The 19,800-nt window shown below is 34.1% G+C and carries 20 protein-coding genes; 5 read left to right on the forward strand and 15 right to left on the reverse strand.

The window, feature by feature from the left end; translation table 11 throughout:
• Positions 1-152 precede the first annotated feature (152 nt).
• Complete coding sequence (locus RM542_RS11665) at positions 153-899, forward strand: bacteriorhodopsin-like (RefSeq protein ID WP_311385925.1); 747 nt, start codon at positions 153-155, stop codon at positions 897-899.
• Between the two features lie 68 nt (positions 900-967).
• Here RM542_RS11665 and RM542_RS11670 read toward each other — a convergent pair whose 3' ends face one another.
• Together RM542_RS11670 and argS are read right to left on the reverse strand one after the other, a co-directional pair.
• Complete coding sequence (locus RM542_RS11670; RefSeq protein WP_311385926.1) at positions 968-1,672, reverse strand: zinc-dependent peptidase; 705 nt, start codon at positions 1,670-1,672, stop codon at positions 968-970.
• A 101-nt stretch (positions 1,673-1,773) separates the two neighbouring features.
• Entirely contained in the window at positions 1,774-3,552 is a 1,779-nt protein-coding gene (gene argS, locus RM542_RS11675; protein WP_311385927.1) for an arginine--tRNA ligase, read from the reverse strand.
• A 103-nt stretch (positions 3,553-3,655) separates the two neighbouring features.
• On the opposite strand from argS, the gene RM542_RS11680 reads away from it, so the two are divergent.
• The 4 genes from RM542_RS11680 to RM542_RS11695 all read left to right on the forward strand — a co-directional run bounded on the left by RM542_RS11680 (position 3,656) and on the right by RM542_RS11695 (position 8,674).
• A complete protein-coding gene (locus tag RM542_RS11680) occupies positions 3,656-4,081 on the forward strand; it encodes a hypothetical protein (protein ID WP_311385928.1) in 426 nt (141 codons plus the stop codon).
• On the forward strand, positions 4,078-5,502 hold the full coding sequence (locus RM542_RS11685; RefSeq protein WP_311385929.1) for an SDR family oxidoreductase: 1,425 nt from the start codon (positions 4,078-4,080) through the stop codon (positions 5,500-5,502). Before RM542_RS11680 ends, RM542_RS11685 begins: the two co-directional genes overlap by 4 nt.
• A 106-nt stretch (positions 5,503-5,608) precedes the next feature.
• Positions 5,609-7,111: a carboxypeptidase-like regulatory domain-containing protein gene (locus RM542_RS11690; RefSeq protein ID WP_311385930.1), complete on the forward strand. Its 1,503-nt coding sequence runs from the start codon at positions 5,609-5,611 to the stop codon at positions 7,109-7,111.
• A gap of 72 nt (positions 7,112-7,183) precedes the next feature.
• Entirely contained in the window at positions 7,184-8,674 is a 1,491-nt protein-coding gene (locus RM542_RS11695) for a hypothetical protein (RefSeq protein ID WP_311385931.1), read from the forward strand.
• Here the strand turns inward: RM542_RS11695 and ctlX are convergent.
• From ctlX to infA, 13 genes are all read right to left on the reverse strand, one after another.
• Entirely contained in the window at positions 8,667-9,599 is a 933-nt protein-coding gene (gene ctlX, locus RM542_RS11700) for a citrulline utilization hydrolase CtlX (protein WP_311385932.1), read from the reverse strand. The genes RM542_RS11695 and ctlX overlap by 8 nt on opposite strands.
• Positions 9,600-9,659: 60 nt before the next feature.
• Complete coding sequence (locus RM542_RS11705) at positions 9,660-10,574, reverse strand: arginine deiminase family protein (RefSeq protein WP_311385933.1); 915 nt, start codon at positions 10,572-10,574, stop codon at positions 9,660-9,662.
• A gap of 84 nt (positions 10,575-10,658) precedes the next feature.
• On the reverse strand, positions 10,659-11,942 hold the full coding sequence (locus tag RM542_RS11710) for a citrate synthase (RefSeq protein WP_311385934.1): 1,284 nt from the start codon (positions 11,940-11,942) through the stop codon (positions 10,659-10,661).
• Between the two features lie 118 nt (positions 11,943-12,060).
• On the reverse strand, positions 12,061-13,596 hold the full coding sequence (locus RM542_RS11715) for a glycogen/starch synthase (RefSeq protein WP_311385935.1): 1,536 nt from the start codon (positions 13,594-13,596) through the stop codon (positions 12,061-12,063).
• Positions 13,597-13,699: 103 nt separating this feature from the next.
• Positions 13,700-14,992, reverse strand: coding sequence for a phosphopyruvate hydratase (gene eno / locus RM542_RS11720; protein ID WP_311385936.1), 1,293 nt, complete (start codon positions 14,990-14,992; stop codon positions 13,700-13,702).
• Between the two features lie 116 nt (positions 14,993-15,108).
• Positions 15,109-16,221: a glutamine-hydrolyzing carbamoyl-phosphate synthase small subunit gene (gene carA / locus RM542_RS11725; RefSeq protein WP_311385937.1), complete on the reverse strand. Its 1,113-nt coding sequence runs from the start codon at positions 16,219-16,221 to the stop codon at positions 15,109-15,111.
• Positions 16,222-16,308: 87 nt separating this feature from the next.
• On the reverse strand, positions 16,309-16,806 hold the full coding sequence (rplQ, locus tag RM542_RS11730) for a 50S ribosomal protein L17 (protein WP_311385938.1): 498 nt from the start codon (positions 16,804-16,806) through the stop codon (positions 16,309-16,311).
• 58 nt (positions 16,807-16,864) lie between these two features.
• Positions 16,865-17,857 carry a DNA-directed RNA polymerase subunit alpha gene (locus RM542_RS11735; protein ID WP_311385939.1) on the reverse strand — a complete coding sequence of 331 codons (993 nt, stop codon included), beginning with the start codon at positions 17,855-17,857 and terminating at the stop codon, positions 16,865-16,867.
• A gap of 19 nt (positions 17,858-17,876) precedes the next feature.
• Complete coding sequence (rpsD, locus tag RM542_RS11740; protein ID WP_311385940.1) at positions 17,877-18,482, reverse strand: 30S ribosomal protein S4; 606 nt, start codon at positions 18,480-18,482, stop codon at positions 17,877-17,879.
• A gap of 105 nt (positions 18,483-18,587) precedes the next feature.
• The gene (gene rpsK, locus RM542_RS11745) at positions 18,588-18,980 is read right to left on the reverse strand and encodes a 30S ribosomal protein S11 (protein WP_311385941.1); all 393 of its coding nucleotides are present in this window, start codon (positions 18,978-18,980) and stop codon (positions 18,588-18,590) included.
• Between the two features lie 108 nt (positions 18,981-19,088).
• Complete coding sequence (gene rpsM / locus RM542_RS11750) at positions 19,089-19,463, reverse strand: 30S ribosomal protein S13 (protein ID WP_311385942.1); 375 nt, start codon at positions 19,461-19,463, stop codon at positions 19,089-19,091.
• Between the two features lie 2 nt (positions 19,464-19,465).
• Positions 19,466-19,582, reverse strand: coding sequence for a type B 50S ribosomal protein L36 (ykgO, locus tag RM542_RS11755; RefSeq protein WP_010519235.1), 117 nt, complete (start codon positions 19,580-19,582; stop codon positions 19,466-19,468).
• A gap of 1 nt (position 19,583) precedes the next feature.
• The gene (infA, locus tag RM542_RS11760; protein ID WP_008613577.1) at positions 19,584-19,799 is read right to left on the reverse strand and encodes a translation initiation factor IF-1; all 216 of its coding nucleotides are present in this window, start codon (positions 19,797-19,799) and stop codon (positions 19,584-19,586) included.
• Between the last annotated feature and the right edge of the window lies 1 nt (position 19,800).

The following is a 19,800-nucleotide window of genomic DNA, read 5'->3' on the forward strand; positions in this document are numbered from 1 at the left end:
AAAAAAAGTTAATACAATAAGCCAATTTTTCATTTTAGCAAAAATATATACTTGTGTTTAAATATATGACAAAATTATTAAACATTTTTTATGGTATTGTGTTTAATTATTATTACTTTTATCTTAAACAAAATTAATTAACTCTTATTTATATGAAAACGTTTTTATTAAGTATGCCTCTTTGGGCTGATGTTTCAAAAATCGCAACTGACGATTATGTTGGTTTCACATTCTTTGTTGGATGTATGGCAATGATGGCAGCTTCTGCCTTTTTCTTTTTATCAATGAATGATTTTGATAAAAAATGGAAAACCTCAATTTTAGTTTCTGGTTTAATTACATTTATCGCAGCAGTGCACTACTGGTACATGAGAGACTATTGGGCTGGAGTTGGTGAATCTCCTACTTTTTTCCGTTATGTTGATTGGGTACTTACAGTTCCATTAATGTGCGTTGAGTTCTACCTTATATTGAAGGTTGCAGGTGCTAAAAAATCTTTAATGTGGAGATTAATTGCGGCTTCGGTTGTTATGCTTGTAACAGGGTACTTTGGTGAAGCAGTATACACTACAGGTTCAGGTCCAGCAGTTTGGGGTCTTTTCTCTGGTATAGCTTATTTCTATATTGTATATGAAATTTGGTTTGGTGGTGCTAAAAAATTAGCTGAATCAGCTGGTGGAGCAGTTTTAAAAGCTCATAAAACACTATGCTGGTTTGTACTAGTTGGTTGGGCGATTTACCCACTTGGTTATATGGCAGGTACTGAAGGCTGGTATGATGGGGTAGCAAACTTAGGCCTTAACATGGATGTTATCTATAATATAGGTGATGCTATTAACAAAATAGGATTTGGTCTTGTAGTTTATGGCGCAGCCGTTGCAGCCCGTAATAATGACTAATTCTATATTTTTAGTTGGTTACTAAATGAAAGCCCCGACGTAAGTTGGGGCTTTTGTATTATAAAAACCTAGCTACCTTTTAAAAAACTAATGTTGTACATTTTCTCTAAAACATTATAAAGACTATGGTTTCTGCTTTTCAAATCTCTTGGTGTTTCAACAAAATGCTCGGAAATCACTGCTAAAAATTCAAAAGAATTAGCACTGGCATAAGTTCTAAAATAATCGTCTTTAAGCAGTTTACTCATGAGTTTCTCATCCGAATGAATAGTTTTTAATTTTCTAAAACCCCATTGAAAACGAAGTGCTTCCCACGAACTTTTACCCGTAGTTTCAAAATAAAGAGCATGAGCGAACTCATGAATCGCTAAATTCAAATTATCTGAGGCGTCTTCAAACCCTTCCGTTAAGGTATCAGCTGCAAAAGCAAGAGCTTTCATTCCTGGATTATACTCACCTAAATGGTATTGTTTATTAAACCTCGAATAATAATCCGTAGGATGAATCACAATTCTACGAATTGTTCTTATGAATTTATAACTCCGAAACCCCAAGGTAAGTAGCATACCAGCTGCACTTATCAAAAGAATTATTTCTTCCCTATTAACCACTTCAGACTTAAAAGAAAAAGTTTTTTTAGTTTTAAACCAAGCTACCCTTTTGTAAAATTTTTCTTTTTTACTAACACTTAGATACTTGAGGCTTGGTATGTGTTTCTCAAGAAGTCGTTTCTCATATGATTTTAAAGGCAACGGTCTTAAAAAAGGATTCAAATCGTATAACCCAATTGCATAATAAATTAAGTATAGAAAGTACACAACTATGAAAAAGAGAAAGCCCAGTGCAAATATGTTAATTTCCGAATCTTCCAAAATTACATACGCTCTGGTACTTCAACACCTAATAAATAAAATGCATTTTGAATAATTTCTCCTACTTTTTTAGATAAACAAATTCTAAAATTCTTCTTTTGATCATCAAGCTCACCTAGTATTGAAACTTGTTGGTAGAATGAATTAAATTCTTTTACTAAATCGTATGTATAATTAGCCACAATTGCCGGACTAAAATTCTCTGCAGCTAATTGCACTACATTTGGAAATTGTTGGACTTGTTTTAATAATTCCTTTTCTTTTTCATGAAGTGTCAAAGATGAACCTATGGAATCAGAATTAATTGTTTCAGCCTTGCGCAGTATTGATTGAATACGTGCATAGGTGTATTGAATAAAAGGCCCTGTGTTTCCTTGAAAATCTACAGACTCTTCTGGGTTAAAAAGAATTCGTTTCTTAGGGTCAACTTTAAGAATGTAATATTTTAAAGCCCCCAAGCCGATTGTTTTGTATAGTGCTTCTTTTTCTTTGTTTGAATACCCTTCTAACTTTCCTAATTCTTGTGAAATTGAAGCGGCAGTAGCGGTCATATTTTCCATTAAATCATCCGCATCAACTACTGTTCCTTCTCGACTTTTCATTTTACCAGATGGTAAATCAACCATTCCATAACTTAAATGATATAGCTTTTCAGCCCATGAATAACCTAACTTCTTTAGTATTAAAAAAAGTACTTTAAAATGATAATCTTGCTCGTTACCAACAGTATAAACCATACCATTTATATCAGAAAAATCAGTAACACGTTGAATTGCGGTTCCAATATCCTGTGTCATGTAAACAGCTGTTCCATCAGATCTCAATACAATTTTTTCGTCTAATCCTTCATCTGTCAAATCAATCCAAACGCTTCCATCTTCTTTTTTAAAAAAGATTCCTTTTTCCAGTCCATTTTTAACAACATCACGGCCTAGAAGATAAGTATCACTTTCATAATACAGTTGATCAAAATCAACCCCCATATTTTTATAAGTAATATCAAAACCAGCATAGACCCATCCATTCATTTTTCTCCATAGTGAAACCACTTCATCGTCACCGGCCTCCCACTTTCTTAGCATTTGTTGAGCTTCAACTAGTATGGGAGCTTCTTTCTCTGCAGCATCTTTCTCTCTACCTTTGGCGACTAAATCTTGAACTTGACCTTTATATGCTTTATCAAAAGCCACATAATATTTACCTACTAAATGGTCACCTTTCAATCCTGAAGACTCTGGGGTTTCACCACCTCCGAACTTTTGCCAAGCCAACATACTTTTGCAAATATGAATACCACGATCATTAATTATTTGGGTTTTATAGACCTTATGACCTGCAGCTTTCAAAATTTCAGCTACAGAATATCCTAAAAGGTTATTTCTTATATGACCTAAATGCAGTGGTTTATTGGTGTTTGGAGAAGAATACTCCACCATTATAGCGTCTTTAGAATCGGGCTTAGCGTACCCATAATCTGTAGAAGCAACAATATTTGTGAAAAAATCCAAGTAATAGCTATCGGCTATAACTAAATTCAAAAACCCTTTAACGACATTAAAATCTGAAACTTGACTAACGTTGGTTTTAAGATATTCACCAAGCTGAGTTCCAATTTGAACCGGGTTACCCTTAATTACTCTTAACATTGGAAAAACTACAATAGTGACATCACCTTCAAAGTCTTTTCGAGTAGGCTGAAATTCAACCGAAGGTAGTTCAGCATCAAACAATGAAACAACTGCTTCTTTTACCTGCTCTTCTAATATCTGCTCTAACGCCATTAAAATGTAATTTTCAAGGAGCAAAACTACGTTATTTTAACCTTTTTAGATAAGATTAAGAGTGTTGAAAGTAATAAAGAGTTGTATTTCATTAATTTTAATTATGCTTTTAAATGTTTCGTACAACGACAAAAAAATAACTTCAAAGATTGATAATGAAGTTGGTAAACCATTCACTCTTAAAGAAAGATTTAAGCTAGGAGGTATTGGCTCACCCAAATTAGAAATTAAAGAAACAAGTGTTGAAATCAGAAACTTATTGATTTTAGATAATAATGCTAATATCTGCAACATAGAAATAAGACCGAAAGGAATTATCGTCGGATTTCGTTCCCTTCTCGAATCCTACGCTCTTGTAATCCCCTTTTACAAATTGACCATTTATAAAGGTGATTTTGCGATTTACTCCATTTATAGAGACAGCTATTTTATCAAGGTAAAGTCTGACACAAAAGCCATTCAAAAATTCTTTAGAAAACTTTTAGATTATAAAGCAGATAACGCTCCAACTTCAATAGAAGATTTATGAAAATTCTACTAACAGGAGCAAATGGCTATATTGGCATGCGCTTATTACCACAATTATTAGACGCTGGTCACAATGTAGTTTGTGCCGTAAGAGACGAAAAACGATTATCAATAGATATTAAAACCCGTAAAAGAGTAGAGGTTATTGAAATTGATTTTCTAGATACTTCTCAAGAAAATAATATGCCTGCTGATATTGATTACGCCTACTACCTGATACATTCAATGACATCTTCACTATCCGATTTTGATAAAAAAGAGGCTCAAGCCGCAAAAAACTTTAACAAATGGGTTGAAAAATGCAATTTAAAGCAGGTGATTTATCTCAGTGGTATAGTCAATGATGAGAAACTTTCCAAACACCTATCTTCTCGTAAAAATGTCGAAGACATATTGTATAAAGGCCATTTTAACTTATCGGTTTTGCGTGCGGGCATTATTGTTGGGTCAGGAAGCTCTTCATTTGAAATCATACGTGATTTATGCGAAAAATTACCTTTTATGATAACTCCTAAATGGGTTTTGACTAAATCTCAACCCATAGCCATACGTGATGTGATTAAATTCTTAACAGGTGTTCTAGGCAACTCCAAAACCTATGGTGAGTCCTATGATATTGGAGGACCTGATATTCTTACCTATAAACAAATGTTACACAAATACGCCAAGGTACGTGGCTTTAAAAACTGGATATATACAGTACCAATCATGACGCCTAAACTCTCTTCATACTGGTTGTATTTTGTTACTTCAACTTCTTACAAACTGGCAATGAATCTAGTTTCTAGTATGAAAATGGAAGTTGTAGCCCGAGATAATAAACTTCAACAATTACTAAATATTAAAACCCACACCTATGAGGAAGCAATTGCGATGGCCTTTAAAAAAATCGAACAAAACCTTGTAATAAGCAGTTGGAAGGATAGTGTCGTAAGTGGACAATTAGACCAAAACCTTGAAAAATATGTTCAAGTTCCAAAATTTGGGGTTTTAAAAGACGAGAAAAAAATAAAAGTTGAAAAACCTCAACATGTTTTAAATAATATTTGGAGCATTGGCGGTGCAACTGGCTGGTATTATGGTAATTGGCTTTGGAAAATTAGAGGTTTTTTAGATAAACTTAATGGTGGTCCAGGACTAAGGCGAGGTAGAACTAACGCAGATAAAATATTTCCGGGTGATGCTCTTGATTTTTGGAGAGTTCTTTTAGCTGATAAAACAGGTAAACGTTTACTATTATTTGCCGAGATGAAACTACCAGGAGAAGCTTGGCTAGAATTCAAAATTGACAAAGACAATGTTTTGCATCAAACTGCAACTTTTAGGCCAAAAGGGCTGAGAGGACGACTATATTGGTATAGTATTTTACCATTTCATTGGTTTATTTTTGGAGGCATGATTAGAAATATTGCCAAAACATAAATTCATTAGCCATGAAACAAATATTTACATAAATCGTCATGGGTTAGGCAACCCTATCAATAAAATATGCGTCTTCTTTATAAGTAATCATCATCAAAAACATCATATGACCTTCAAATTTCAATCAATTATTTTCATTATCCTTTTTTTTTCTTTTCACATAGTTTCAGCACAAACATTTAGTTCTAAAATTGTTGATGGAAAAACCAAAAAAGCTATTCCATATGCCACTATACAGTATGGTGAAAACCAAGGAGTAATAACTAATGAAGAAGGTAAATTTAGTTTTACCCTAAATGAAGATACCACACCTTTAGATTCTATTTATATCTCTAGTATGGGTTATCTACAAACAGGTTTCACCTTAGACCAACTTAATGATAGTATTCTTTTCATAACTCCAAAAGCAATTGAACTAAGCGGAGTCTACTTATTTGACAAAGAACTTGGCGCTAATGAAATTATAGAAAAAATGATTGAGGGATTACCAAAAAATGTTAATAAAGCTCCAATTAAACAAAGGTTTTTCTTACGTCAGTCTGTTTTTGGCAACATTCAAAAAGTTGATTTTGGCTTCGAAAAGTCTTCTATTGAAGAACTTGATAAAACCTTTGTTGATAGCCTAAGCGCAGCTATTCCAAAATATTCATACCATTACACCGAAAGTCTTGGAGACTTTTACACAAATGATTCTAAAAACAAAATTGACATTTTAAAAGCGGCTGAACTTTATGACAAAAAAGATGTTGCTTCATTTGAAGATTTTAGTAAAAAAATGAAAAACATCTTTGAAAACAACATAAAAACAGATTCTTATTTAAAGATTAAATCTGGAATTTTCAGTGAGAAAGTCCAAGTAGATTCTATCATGTCTGATTTTGAAGCCGAAGAAGCAGCACAATTTGAAAGGGAAATGGAAAATGATACCGTTTCAAATTTAATAGATAACCAAAAATATATTTTCGATGAATTATTAGGTGAACTATATCATCAAGAAGACACCAAATTAAATGTGGTAGACAAATACAGAAAATATAATTTCGAATTAGTTGGATACTCTGACATTGAGGAACAAGGAGTTTATATTATTGATTTTGAACCAAAAGGCGGTGCAGATTTTCGTGGACGTCTTTTTATTAATATTGAAGATTTCGCGGTAATGCGAGTCGATTTTGAAAATCTTAAAAACCTGAGAAATTTTAGGTTACTGGGTATTTTCTACAGAGAAATAATTTATAAAGGATCAATGCAATTTTCAAAATTATCTAACGGCAGTTATGACCTTAAATTTGTGGACTTTACATTTGGTCGTTGGTTTAGAATTGATCGTCCTTTAGATATAATTGAAAAAAACAAAAACGTTAAAGGCCGAAGAAAGCAAAACGAATTAAAGCTAAATATTGACTTTAGAATGACAAACACCAATAAATGGGAACTAGTAATTTTTGAAAATGAATTAATTGAACCCTCACAATTTGATTCATTCAAAGAAAATAAACATGTAAAAGCTACTTATCTAGCCAAGTATGATCCAGATTTTTGGAAAGGTTATAATATCATGGAGCCAAATCAGGCTATCAGGGAGTTTACCGTAACTGAAAGCAAGTAAATTTGTAGTACTTTCTACACAAGTTTTTTAAAAAAAATGAGTTATAGAATAGCAATTCCCTAATTGTTATTCATGAATTTAAGAAAGCAATTTATTTTCTTGTTTTTATTAAGCTGCTTTTCTTTATGCGCTCAGCGCTATTCTGCAACTATTATTGACTCCGAAACTAAATACTCAATCCCCTATGCCACAGTTCAATACGGTGATGACTTGGGCACTATTACAAATGAAAACGGTGAGTTTAGTTTTCATTTAGATAGAACGGTAGCGCCTTTAGACTCAGTTTATGTTTCTTGTATGGGTTACGGTAAAAGTGCTTTCACCTATTCAGAATTAACTAAAGACACCCTACAACTGCATGCAAAATCACTAGAATTAGTTGGTGTCGAATTAGTCGGCCAAGGTCTCACAGCAGAAGAAATTGTGGAACGTATGAAAATTCAGGTACCTGACAATTATCAAACTCTTCCTGTTCAAAAACGATTTTTTCTAAGGCAGTCAACCAATGATCAAATCGAAAGGGCTGAATTAAAACTTGTTTCATCAAGTATTGACAGAATAAATCAGCTTTTGCTAGATAGTATTACCAAGGCCTTGCCAAAAAAATCAGAATACCACACTGAAACTCTTGGAGAACTCTATAAAAAACAAGACAGTATAAAACTGATTGTAACAAAGGCCGCCGAATTATATGATTTAGAAAATCAAGCAACTTTTGAAGCTCTTGGAGGGCGATTGGAAAACATTATTAAAAAACATACTAAATCAGACTCTTATTTTAAGATTAAAACAGGTCCGATATCATCAAAATATCAGTTTAATAATGGGCCTAATTCAATTTTGAAAGATGGTAAGAATGATATTGAATTAAAAAAACTTACCCAACGCAATTTTATAAGTAAGAGAAAGGAACGTTTAGGGCTAATTGAAACCCAGGTTTTTGGTAAAAAATCACGTTTAGATGTAATTAGCAAGTCGAATCGTTACATCTTCACTCTTCAAAACACCATTAAAACGAGCGAGAATAATCGTCAATATATTATTTCTTTCGCTCCAAAAAAGTATGCAGCACTTAGCGGTAAGCTCTATATAAATACTGATGATTTTGCCTTGACAAGAATAGAATATACTAACGAGAAACCTATAAAACCTTTAAAATTATTGGGAGTACATTATGAAGAAACACTCTATAAAGGAGTAGCGGTATACTCTAAAATGAATAATGGTAAATATGAACTTACTTTCTCCAAATTGAGTCATAATCAGTACCTAAATGCTGAACGCCCTTTAAAAATTGTAGAGAAGAACAAAAACACAAAAGGCAGACGCCAACAAAATGAAATAGTATTAGAGCTTTACTACACTTCTAAAAATGAACACACGTTCGAGTGGGTCGCTTTTGAAAGAAAAGGGTCTAGTGAAGCGGCATTTAACAAACTGCCTGATAATTCAACTACTGAATTAACTTACTTATCTAAATACGAACCCAATTTCTGGGAGGGTCATACTATAATAGAACCAAACGAAGCAATCAAATCTTTTGAAGCAACTTCGACTAATTAGCTTTTGGTAAAAATACCTCAGCCATCATACATCTCGCACTACCTCCGCCACATGTTTCAATTGTTTCTAAGGTACTATGGATTATTTCACAATGTTTTTCAATAGCATTTATTTGGTCTTTTCGTAAAGAATAATAAGCAGCAGAACTCATGACCATAAATCGTTTTTCTTGTGCACCAATAACTTGAAGCATGTTACCTGCAAATTGGTGCATTTGTGCTTCACTAATGGTAATAATTTCTTTCTTGGCTTGTTTTAAATGATCAACAACATTTTTACGTTCTTTCTTATCATCAATAGTGTCTAAACAAATTACGGCAAAAGTCTCTGCCATGGCCATCATTACATTGGTATGATAAATGGGCAATCGTTTGCCCTCAACAGTTTGATTAGCAGTAAAGATTACTGGAAAAGAATTAAAATCTTCACAGAACTCTATAAACAATTCTTCGTGCGCTCTTTCTGATAAGGCGCAATAGGCCTTTTGATTAACTCTATCTTTTAAGATACTGCCTGTACCCTCTAAAAAGAAGCCTTCTTCTTCTGCAGAAGTATAATCAACAATATTATCAATACGAAAACCATTTTCTTCAAGAATATCAAATATGTCCTCACGACGTTCTCTTCTTCTATTCTCAGCGAACATAGGATAAACCACAACGGTTCCACTTTCATGAAAAGAAACCCAATTATTTGGGAAAATTGAGTCAGGAGTATCGGTTTCTAATTTATCATCTACCACAATTACATTAACACCACGCTTACGCAAAATTTCAACAAAATCATCAAACTCATTTTGGGCCTTTAGGTTTATAGACGTGTTAGTTATCTCTAATTCTTCTTGAAAATAATTGTTAACGGCAGTCTGCTCATTCATACGAAAAGCCACAGGACGAATCATTAAAATTGTATTGGTGATTTGCATTCTTATAGTAGGGTTTATTGAACTTCTGATATATTTAAAAACTACAATTTGGTTTAGGTTTTATTCTCTAATTAATGGTAATGTACTGCAACGAAGCAGTCCTTCTTGTTTGGCAATTTCTGCATACGGAATTTCTTCGACAGTAAATCCTTGTTCTCTCAACCAATTATTGAGTCTTGTAAAGTTTTTTTCCGATACTACCACCTGAGGTGAGATAGAAAAAACATTACTAAACATCTGATACATCTCTTCTGACGATATCTCGAATATATTTTCCTCGCCAAAATACTCTACTAGCCATTGATATTCTTCATCAATCAAAAAACCATTCTTATGTAAAATCGCCTTATTATTACCGATAGGTTGAAAACAACAATCTAAATGCAAGGCATTCTCTTTTGCATTAGTATTTGATTTTCTAAGCTCAAAAGACTTTATTTTTTTATTTGGAAACTGAGCTTTTAAAAATTCAACTGCTTCTTTATTGGTTCTAGCAGTTATATAATCTGGGTAATCTTTCCCTGTGTAAGTTCCAACAAAAATATATTCATTCCATGGCATTACATCACCTCCTTCAACATGAACCTCTTCAGGTGGATAAATAATTTTATCTGGACTTATTTGGTCAACAACATGTTTAATGGCCTGAAACTCTTCTTCTCTATCAGGTAAAATATTCGCATGAATCAAAACATCATCTATAACAAATGCTATATCTCTAGAAAAAATCTGATTGCAATTTTTTAATACAGAAGGTCTAAAAACTTGAACATTATGTTTTTCTAGAGCTTTGACAAAAGCATTCATCTCTTCTATCATATCTGACTCTAAAGGATATGTGCCAGCCAATATATGCTCTAATGATTTTGGGTCGTAGGCTTCTTCAAGTTTAGGTACAGGACCACAACTTTCAGCAGTACCTAACACAACAACCCTTAATCTTGCAGTTTCATTTTTAATATTTAATTGAAGCATATTTTTAATTACTTAAATATTATAACCAAAAAAAGCCCTTTCAGTGAACTAAAAGAGCTTTTTGTTTTTTATTAAGGTAGCAATCTACCTTTTATCAACTTCGACAAAAGAGCGCAGATTTTCACCTGTATATATCTGTCTTGGTCTACCAATAGGTTCACCTTTCAATCGCATTTCTCTCCATTGAGCAATCCATCCAGGCAATCGTCCTAATGCAAACATTACGGTAAACATTTCAGTAGGTATGCCTAAAGCTCTATAAATAATACCAGAGTAAAAATCAACGTTAGGATATAACTTACGTTTTACAAAGTATTCATCTTCCAAAGCCTCTTTTTCAAGTCCTTTAGCAATCTCTAGAATCGGGTCTTCAATGCCTAAACTACTCAAAACCTCGTCTGCAGATTTCTTAATAATTTTTGCTCGCGGGTCAAAATTCTTATATACTCTATGTCCAAAGCCCATCAATCTGAATGGGTCGTTTTTATCTTTGGCCTTGGCCATATATTTCTTGGTATCTCCTCCATCAGCTTCAATTGCCTCAAGCATTTCTAAAACCGCTTGATTAGCACCACCATGCAAAGGACCCCATAAAGCAGAAATACCTGCAGATAAAGAAGCGAATAACCCGGCATGAGATGATCCAACTATTCTAACAGTTGAAGTAGAACAATTTTGTTCGTGATCCGCATGTAAAATCAATAATTTATCAAGAGCCTCTATTACAATTGGATTCTTTTTGTATTCTTGATTAGGTTTTTTGAACATCATTTTATGAATGTTCTCCACATAACCCAAAGTATCATCTCCATAATCTAATGGTAACCCCTTTTTCTTTCGTTGGGCCCAAGCTACTAAAACAGGAAACTTCGCTAAAATTCTTACAATTGAATGGTACATTGCTTTTTCTGAAGATATATCAACAGAAACTGGATTAAAAGCAACCAAAGCACTAGTTAAAGAAGATAAAACACCCATTGGGTGGGCGGACTTTGGAAAACCATCCAAAATCTTTTTCATTTCTTCATCTACTTGAGATTCTTCTTTAATATCATTATGAAAAGTCTCCAATTGTTCCTTATTGGGTAACTCCCCAAAAATCAATAAATACGCTACTTCAAGAAAATCTGCTTTTTCAGCTAATTCTTCTATGGAATAGCCACGATAACGTAGAATTCCTTTCTCACCGTCTAAAAAGGTTATAGCACTTTCACAGGAACCAGTATTTTTATATCCTGGGTCAATAGTCACAATCCCACTTTCGGCACGGAGTGTTTTAATATCAATTGCCAACTCACCTTCTGTTCCCTTAATTACTGGGAATTCATATTTTTTTCCTTCAAATTCTAACGTTGCAGTATCGGACATTTATTTCAATTGTATTTTAAAAATAGGAATGCAAATTTACGAAAAATGAAAGGTATTAACAATTTAAAATACAATATTGGATTATTCTTAACAAAATTGAAACATAAGTGAAAATAACCTACAATTTATACAATAAGTCGTAGTACTTCTTCACAGATTTTTCCCAGGTGAACCTTGCCTTTTTTGCGTTTGATTGAATTTTATTCCAAGTAGGTTTATCATTAACAAATATGTCTAAAGCCACATCGAATGATGTCAGCATATTTGCAATCTTTTCATCATAGGTTTTACCATCAAACCCGAAACCAGTTTTCATATGTTTTACAGTATCTATTAATCCACCCGTATGATGAACTAAACAAGGGTTTCCATTGCGCATTGAAAGCATTTGACTAATACCACATGGTTCAAAAAGACTTGGCATAAAATACAGATCTGACTCTAGATACATTGAGTCAATAAGACTTTCGGATTGGCCGTTCGTAAAGATGAAGTTCTTATGCTTATAACTCATGTTTCTAAATAGTTCTTCATATTCAGGCGCACCTGTGCCTAATAACATAAAAATACCATCAACTTTCTCAAGCTTATTCAAAATTGCCACAAATGCCTCTGGAGAGCGTTTAAAAAAGTAAAATTTTTGTTCCGTTAAACGAGCTACACTAGATACAATAAACTTAGGCCTATTGCCGACATAATTCATAGTTTTCTCTCCAGTATGAGCTAAAAAGTCAGCCTTATACTTTTTTGATTCTTCTTGAAGCCATCTAAAAAGTGCTTTTACAGTATTGCGATAAATCTGCCCTTTTACCTCTACATTTATATTTTTATAATTACAACCATTCAGAATACCAAACAACCTTTTTTCTTTATTAGCTAATTGTAAATCTAACTCTAAGCCTTCTCCTCCAATAAATTCAGGTGGTGAACTAGGTAACATTACGTCTTTTTTGTATGATGGAGAAACGGTGTGAACGGCGTCTGCAAAACGAATACCAACCGCCATAAGGTTTATACAATCAGTGTATCTATAGTCTTGTAGACTTTCTCGATCATACCTAATATGAGGAAACCAATTGTCTAATGAGGAATAATTATCTTCAAAAGGACGAATACCTTGAATTGCAAGATTATGAATACTATAAATGAACCTAATTTTTTTTAGATTTTCATATGCCAAATCGTACTCTCTTAAAAAAAGTAATAAACTAGAATGCCAATCATGAAGATGAATCACATCTAATTCGCCGAAAGCATTGCGTTTTACAGCCTCAGCAACAGCTGTGCAAAAAATAAAATATTTTATTGCGTCAGTAAAAAACGGTTCTTCAGGGTCATCGTGATAAATATGTGCAATACCACCAGCTTCTATTTCGGGATGATGAATGACATAGTGATGAATATTTTTGATTGTTTTTTTAGGTACAACTTCATATAATTCTGCCGTATAGGTTAAGCCTCTAAGTTCAAAATTTAAAGTTGTTACCAGGATTCCTTTTTGATGTAGTCTACCATAAGAAGGAACAACAATATGCGTAACATCGCCTTTTTCAGCTATTTGCCTTGGCACATCTCTTACCACATCGCCCATACCTCCAGCCTTACAATAGGCAATTGCATCATTTTCTGCGGCTGCAAATAAAAAGTTATTCATTAAAAACAATATTTAAGACTAATAATATACGTTTAAAACAGCGCAAAAAAAAGCCTTTCTAATTAAAGAAAGGCTCTTTTCTATGCTAAAAAAAAGTTATGTATTATTTAATCTTAAAGGCTTTTTCTTGTGGATAATACGCAACACCACCTAGTTCTTCTTCAATTCGTAATAACTGATTATACTTTGCCATACGGTCACTACGAGAAGCAGAACCTGTCTTTATTTGACCAGTGTTAAGTGCAACTGCCAAATCTGCAATAGTATTATCTTCAGTTTCTCCTGAACGATGAGACATTACTGAAGTGTATCCTGCATTTTTCGCCATATTAACTGCAGATATTGTCTCCGTTAATGTACCTATTTGATTAACTTTAATCAAAATTGAATTAGCTATACCATTTTCGATTCCTCGACTGAGTCTTTCGACATTAGTAACAAATAAATCATCTCCAACAAGTTGAACCTTATTACCAACTTTTTCAGTCAATAATTTCCAACCATCCCAGTCATTTTCGTCCATTCCATCTTCAACAGAAATTATAGGATATTTTTCGCATAAATCAGCAAGATATTGCGCTTGTTCTTCTGATGTGCGCACTTGACCCTTTTCTCCTTCAAATTTCGTATAATCATATTTTCCATCAACATAAAATTCCGCCGCAGCGCAATCTAATGCTATCATGATATCATCGCCCAATTTATAACCTGCTTTATCAACAGCTTTAGCAATCGTGTCAAGAGCATCTTCAGTACCACCAGCTAAATTAGGAGCAAAACCACCTTCATCACCTACTGCAGTGCTTAAACCTCTATCATGTAAAACCTTTTTAAGGTTATGAAAAATTTCAGTTCCCATTTGCATCGCATGGCTAAAATCTTTTGCCTTGACTGGCATAACCATAAATTCTTGAAAAGCGATTGGAGCATCTGAATGTGAACCTCCGTTAATTATATTCATCATTGGAACAGGTAAAGTATTTGCGCTTACTCCACCTACATAACGATACAAAGGCATTGCTAATTCCTCAGCTGCCGCTTTGGCAACTGCCAAAGAAACTCCTAAAATTGCGTTAGCACCTAGTTTTGATTTGTTTGGAGTACCATCTAAATCAATCATGGTTTGGTCAATATAATTTTGTTCAAATACTGAAACACCTACAAGTTCTTCTGCTATAATAGAGTTTACATTATTTACTGCCTTACCTACTCCTTTACCCATGAATGAATCTCCACCATCACGAAGTTCTACAGCTTCATGCTCACCAGTTGAAGCGCCAGATGGAACAGCAGCACGACCTAAAACACCACTTTCCGTAACTACATCAACTTCAACAGTTGGATTTCCTCTTGAATCTAAAATTTGCCTTGCATGAATATTAATAATAATGCTCATATTTACTTATTTACGGTTGAAAATTAATTCGACGAAGATACAAAAGCATGCCTTTTTAAGTTCATGAAATCATCCATAAAACCTAGAAAAATAACTAAAAGATAAACTATAACGTTTTAGTTAGCGCTTGCTTTGATAGCTTCAAAGAATTCATCAAAAAGATAATCTGCATCATGTGGTCCAGGGCTTGCTTCTGGATGATACTGAACAGAAAACACATTCTTATATTTCATCTTGATTCCTGCTACTGTTTGGTCGTTTAAGTGTGTGTGGGTTATTTCTAAATCTGGATGAGCCTCTGCTTCTTCCCTATTTACTGCAAACCCATGATTTTGAGAAGTGATTTCACCTTTACCAGTTAGTAAGTTCAAAATAGGGTGGTTGATACCACGGTGCCCGTTGTGCATTTTGTAGGTGGAAACACCATTGGCTAATGCCAATACTTGGTGCCCTAAACATATACCAAACATTGGTTTATTTAATTTTAGTATTTCTTTAGTAGTCGCTATTGCAGCGGTTAGTGGTTCCGGATCACCAGGACCATTGGAAATAAAATAACCATCTGGGTTCCATTCTGCCATTTGTGCCTTTGTAGCATCAAATGGAAAAACTTTAATACAAGCCCCGCGTTTTGCGAGATTTCTCAAGATGTTCTTTTTTATACCAATATCTAAAGCCGAAATCTTAAAGTCAGCATTTTCATCCCCATATACGTATGGTTCTTTGGTTGAAACTTTAGAAGCGAGTTCTAAACCTTTCATACTTGGCACTTGCTTCAATTCTGTTTTTAAGGCTTCAATTTCGTCTACTCTTGTAGATATTACTGCATTCATTGCCCCATTATCTCTAATATAACTTACTAAAGCACGAGTGTCAACATCTGATATTGCAATTAAATTATTATTTTCCAAAAATTCGAGAAGACTCAAATCTGCACTTGGTCGAGAATAGTTATAACTAAAGTTCTTGACAATCAAACCAGCTATTTTAATGGAATCAGATTCCACTTCTTCAGCATTGGTGCCATAATTTCCAATATGTGCATTGGTAGCCACCATTAATTGACCATAATAAGAAGGGTCTGTAAAAATTTCTTGATACCCGGTCATTCCAGTATTGAAACATACTTCTCCAAAAGCTGATCCTTCTCTTTCTCCAACGGCCTTACCATAAAAGATTGTTCCATCTTCTAATAGGACTAGTGCCTTCTTTCTTATTTGATACTTCATTTCCAAAATAAAATTTCACAAAAAAACATAAAAAAAGGATACGTTTTAACGTATCCTTCAATCTATTTTCAACTAGTAATTAACATACTATTCTTCTGAGTCATCAACCTTAGTTTCAGCGACTGGGGCTGTCTCTACTTTTTTAGTCCCACCTCGTCTACTTCGACGTGTTGTTTTCTTAGCTGGCTTATCTGCATTATACAGCTCATTGAAATCAACTAGTTCGATCATCGCCATATCAGCATTATCACCAAGTCTGTTTCCTAACTTGATAATTCTAGTGTAACCGCCAGGTCTGTCTCCAATCTTGTCAGCAACCTCACCGAAAAGTTCAGTTACTGCATGCTTGTTTCTTAAACTACTAAAAACGATTCTACGATTGTGAGTTCCTTTGTCAGCAGTTTTATTGTTTTCAGCTTTAGATTTTGTAATTAACGGTTCAACAAACTGTTTTAAAGCTTTGGCCTTAGCAACAGTAGTATTGATTCTTTTATGCTCAATTAGTGAACATGCCATATTAGCTAACATCGCCTTTCTATGAGCAGCTGTTCTTCCTAAATGATTAAATTTCTTTCCGTGTCTCATTGTAATGTTTTATCATCTTGCTACTAAACTCGCTTTTCGAGGAGCAAAATATGATTAATTAATCTTTATCTAATTTATACTTGGCTAAATCCATTCCAAATTGAAGTCCTTTGTTGATAACCAATTCTTCCAATTCAGTTAATGATTTCTTACCAAAGTTTCTAAACTTCATCAAATCATTTTTGTTGAAAGAAACCAAATCACCTAAGGTGTCTACTTCAGCAGCTTTCAAACAATTCAATGCACGTACTGATAAATCCATATCAACCAATTTGGTTTTCAATAGCTGTCTCATGTGCAAAGACTCTTCATCATAAGTCTCAGTTTGAGCAATTTCATCAGCTTCAAGAGTGATACGCTCATCTGAGAATAACATAAAGTGGTGAATTAAAACTTTAGCCGCTTCGGTTAAAGCATCTTTTGGATGAATAGAACCGTCTGTAACGATTTCAAAAACTAATTTTTCGTAATCAGTTTTTTGCTCAACTCTAAAGTTCTCAATACTATACTTAACGTTCTTTACTGGCGTGTAGACAGAATCAACTGCAATACTTCCAATGGGAGCGTTTGATTTTTTATTTTCTTCAGCAGGAACATAACCTCGACCTTTTTCGATTATAACCTCAAGGTTTACCGAAACTTTAGGATCCATATTACAAATAACCAAATCAGGATTTAATACTTGGTATCCTGATATAAACTTTTGGAAATCACCTGCAGTTAACTGCTCTTTTCCGCTTACAGAAACAGAAACAGTTTCACTTTCAACATCATCAATTTGTCTTTTGAAACGAACTTGTTTTAAATTAAGTATCATTTCGGTAACGTCTTCGACCACGCCAGGAATAACTGAAAACTCGTGTTCAACACCGTCAATTCTAACCGATGTAATTGCAAAACCTTCTAATGAAGAAAGTAGTACTCTACGTAATGCGTTCCCAACAGTCAATCCATAGCCAGGTTCCAAGGGACGAAATTCAAATTTTCCCTCGAAATCTGTCGAGTCTATCATTATAACTTTATCGGGCTTCTGAAAATTAAGTAATGCCATAATTGGATTAGTGTTGTTTTTATTTAGAATATAACTCGACGATTAACTGCTCTTTAATGTTCTCAGGAATTTGTAACCTTTCAGGAATGGCAACAAAAGTACCCTCCTTCTTTTCGTTATTCCATGTAATCCATTCATACACACTGCTATTATTTGCAATAGAGTCGTTAATCGCTTGAACAGACTTAGATTTCTCACGCACACCTACTACGTCACCAGCTTTTAAAGAATAAGATGGAATATTTACCAAATTACCATTAACTGTGATGTGTCTATGAGAAACTAATTGTCTTGCTCCACTTCTTGTTGGAGAAAGACCCATTCTATATACCACATTGTCTAGACGAGATTCACATAACTGTAAAAGAACTTCACCAGCAACGCCTTCTTTTCTTTTAGCAGCTGCAAACAAGTTTCTAAACTGTTTTTCTAAAATACCATAAGTATATTTCGCCTTTTGCTTCTCCATTAATTGGATAGCATATTCAGACTTTTTACCTCTACGACGGTTATTACCGTGTTGTCCTGGAGGGTAATTCTTTTTTTCAAAGGCTTTATCGTCTCCGAAAATTGCTTCGCCGAACTTACGAGCGATTTTTGATTTTGGTCCTGTATATCTTGCCATTTTCTAAGTTTATGAAAGTGTGATTATGAATTAAGGCTTATCCTTCGATAATCTTCAGTACACCTTCAGGTGAAAATTCGCCTTTTGGCGAACCATTATTTAAAATTATACTCTTCTTCTTTTTGGAGGTCTACATCCATTATGTGGCATTGGTGTAACATCGATAATCTCAGTTACCTCAATACCTGAATTGTGAATAGCTCTAATAGCCGACTCACGACCATTACCTGGTCCTTTAACATAGACCTTTACTTTTCTTAGACCGGCTTCATGCGCAACTTTTGCACAATCTTCCGCTGCAACTTGAGCAGCATAAGGAGTATTCTTTTTTGAACCTCTAAAGCCCAGCTTTCCTGCTGAAGACCAAGAAATTACATCTCCTTTTTTATTTGTCAAAGAAATGATGATATTATTAAACGAAGCAGTAATATGAGCTTCTCCATTCGAATCAACTACTACTTTACGCTTTTTTGCCGTTTTTGTACTTGCTTTTGCCATAACTTCTAGTGTTTAGTTGTTAGTTGATAGTCGCTAGAATCCTAAACCTTTATAATTTCAAACAGATTCCTTCCAACGTCTAAAGACTAAATACTATAATCTTAATTATTATTTAGTTGCCTTCTTCTTGTTAGCAACTGTCTTACGTTTCCCTTTTCTAGTCCTAGAGTTATTCTTAGTTCTTTGACCTCTTAATGGTAACCCTGTTCTATGACGAATTCCTCTGTAACAACCAATATCCATTAATCGCTTAATGTTCAACTGAGTTTCTGAACGAAGTTCACCTTCAATAGTATATGACGCTACAGCGTCTCGTATCTTACCAATTTCATCATCGTTCCAATCAGAGACCTTTGTGTCTTCACTAACACCGGCAACTGTCAATATTTCTTTAGCACGACTTCTACCAATTCCGAAGATATAGGTAAGTGAAATTACACCTCGCTTTTGTTTTGGGATATCTACCCCTGCAATTCTTGCCATAATTACCCTTGTCTTTGTTTAAATCTAGGATTCTTTTTGTTGATTACGTATAATCTGCCTTTTCTGCGAACAATCTTGCAGTCAGCACTTCTTTTCTTTATTGATGCTCTAACTTTCATCTTAGTATCTATATGTAATTCTTGCTTTAGTCAAATCGTACGGACTCATTTCAAGTTTTACCTTATCACCAGGGAGAAGCTTTATGTAATGCATACGCATCTTTCCTGAAATATGGGCAGTTACCACGTGACCGTTTTCTAATTCAACACGAAACATTGCATTTGACAATGCTTCGATAATTGATCCATCTTGTTCTATTGCTGGCTGCTTTGCCATA

It is taken from the genome of Croceitalea sp. P059 (genome assembly GCF_031846365.1).
GTDB classification, from domain to species: Bacteria; Bacteroidota; Bacteroidia; order Flavobacteriales; family Flavobacteriaceae; genus Croceitalea; species Croceitalea vernalis.

Coding starts and splice junctions, on each gene's coding strand:
- RM542_RS11665 (WP_311385925.1), top strand. CDS start 153: ATGAAAACGTTTTTATTAAGTATGCCTCTTTGGGCTGATGTTTCAAAA.
- argS (WP_311385927.1), bottom strand. CDS start 3,552: ATGGCGTTAGAGCAGATATTAGAAGAGCAGGTAAAAGAAGCAGTTGTT.
- RM542_RS11680 (WP_311385928.1), top strand. CDS start 3,656: ATGCTTTTAAATGTTTCGTACAACGACAAAAAAATAACTTCAAAGATT.
- RM542_RS11685 (WP_311385929.1), top strand. CDS start 4,078: ATGAAAATTCTACTAACAGGAGCAAATGGCTATATTGGCATGCGCTTA.
- RM542_RS11690 (WP_311385930.1), top strand. CDS start 5,609: ATGACCTTCAAATTTCAATCAATTATTTTCATTATCCTTTTTTTTTCT.
- RM542_RS11695 (WP_311385931.1), top strand. CDS start 7,184: ATGAATTTAAGAAAGCAATTTATTTTCTTGTTTTTATTAAGCTGCTTT.
- ctlX (WP_311385932.1), bottom strand. CDS start 9,599: ATGCAAATCACCAATACAATTTTAATGATTCGTCCTGTGGCTTTTCGT.
- RM542_RS11705 (WP_311385933.1), bottom strand. CDS start 10,574: ATGCTTCAATTAAATATTAAAAATGAAACTGCAAGATTAAGGGTTGTT.
- RM542_RS11710 (WP_311385934.1), bottom strand. CDS start 11,942: ATGTCCGATACTGCAACGTTAGAATTTGAAGGAAAAAAATATGAATTC.
- RM542_RS11715 (WP_311385935.1), bottom strand. CDS start 13,596: ATGAATAACTTTTTATTTGCAGCCGCAGAAAATGATGCAATTGCCTAT.
- eno (WP_311385936.1), bottom strand. CDS start 14,992: ATGAGCATTATTATTAATATTCATGCAAGGCAAATTTTAGATTCAAGA.
- carA (WP_311385937.1), bottom strand. CDS start 16,221: ATGAAGTATCAAATAAGAAAGAAGGCACTAGTCCTATTAGAAGATGGA.
- rplQ (WP_311385938.1), bottom strand. CDS start 16,806: ATGAGACACGGAAAGAAATTTAATCATTTAGGAAGAACAGCTGCTCAT.
- RM542_RS11735 (WP_311385939.1), bottom strand. CDS start 17,857: ATGGCATTACTTAATTTTCAGAAGCCCGATAAAGTTATAATGATAGAC.
- rpsD (WP_311385940.1), bottom strand. CDS start 18,482: ATGGCAAGATATACAGGACCAAAATCAAAAATCGCTCGTAAGTTCGGC.
- rpsK (WP_311385941.1), bottom strand. CDS start 18,980: ATGGCAAAAGCAAGTACAAAAACGGCAAAAAAGCGTAAAGTAGTAGTT.
- rpsM (WP_311385942.1), bottom strand. CDS start 19,463: ATGGCAAGAATTGCAGGGGTAGATATCCCAAAACAAAAGCGAGGTGTA.
- ykgO (WP_010519235.1), bottom strand. CDS start 19,582: ATGAAAGTTAGAGCATCAATAAAGAAAAGAAGTGCTGACTGCAAGATT.
- infA (WP_008613577.1), bottom strand. CDS start 19,799: ATGGCAAAGCAGCCAGCAATAGAACAAGATGGATCAATTATCGAAGCA.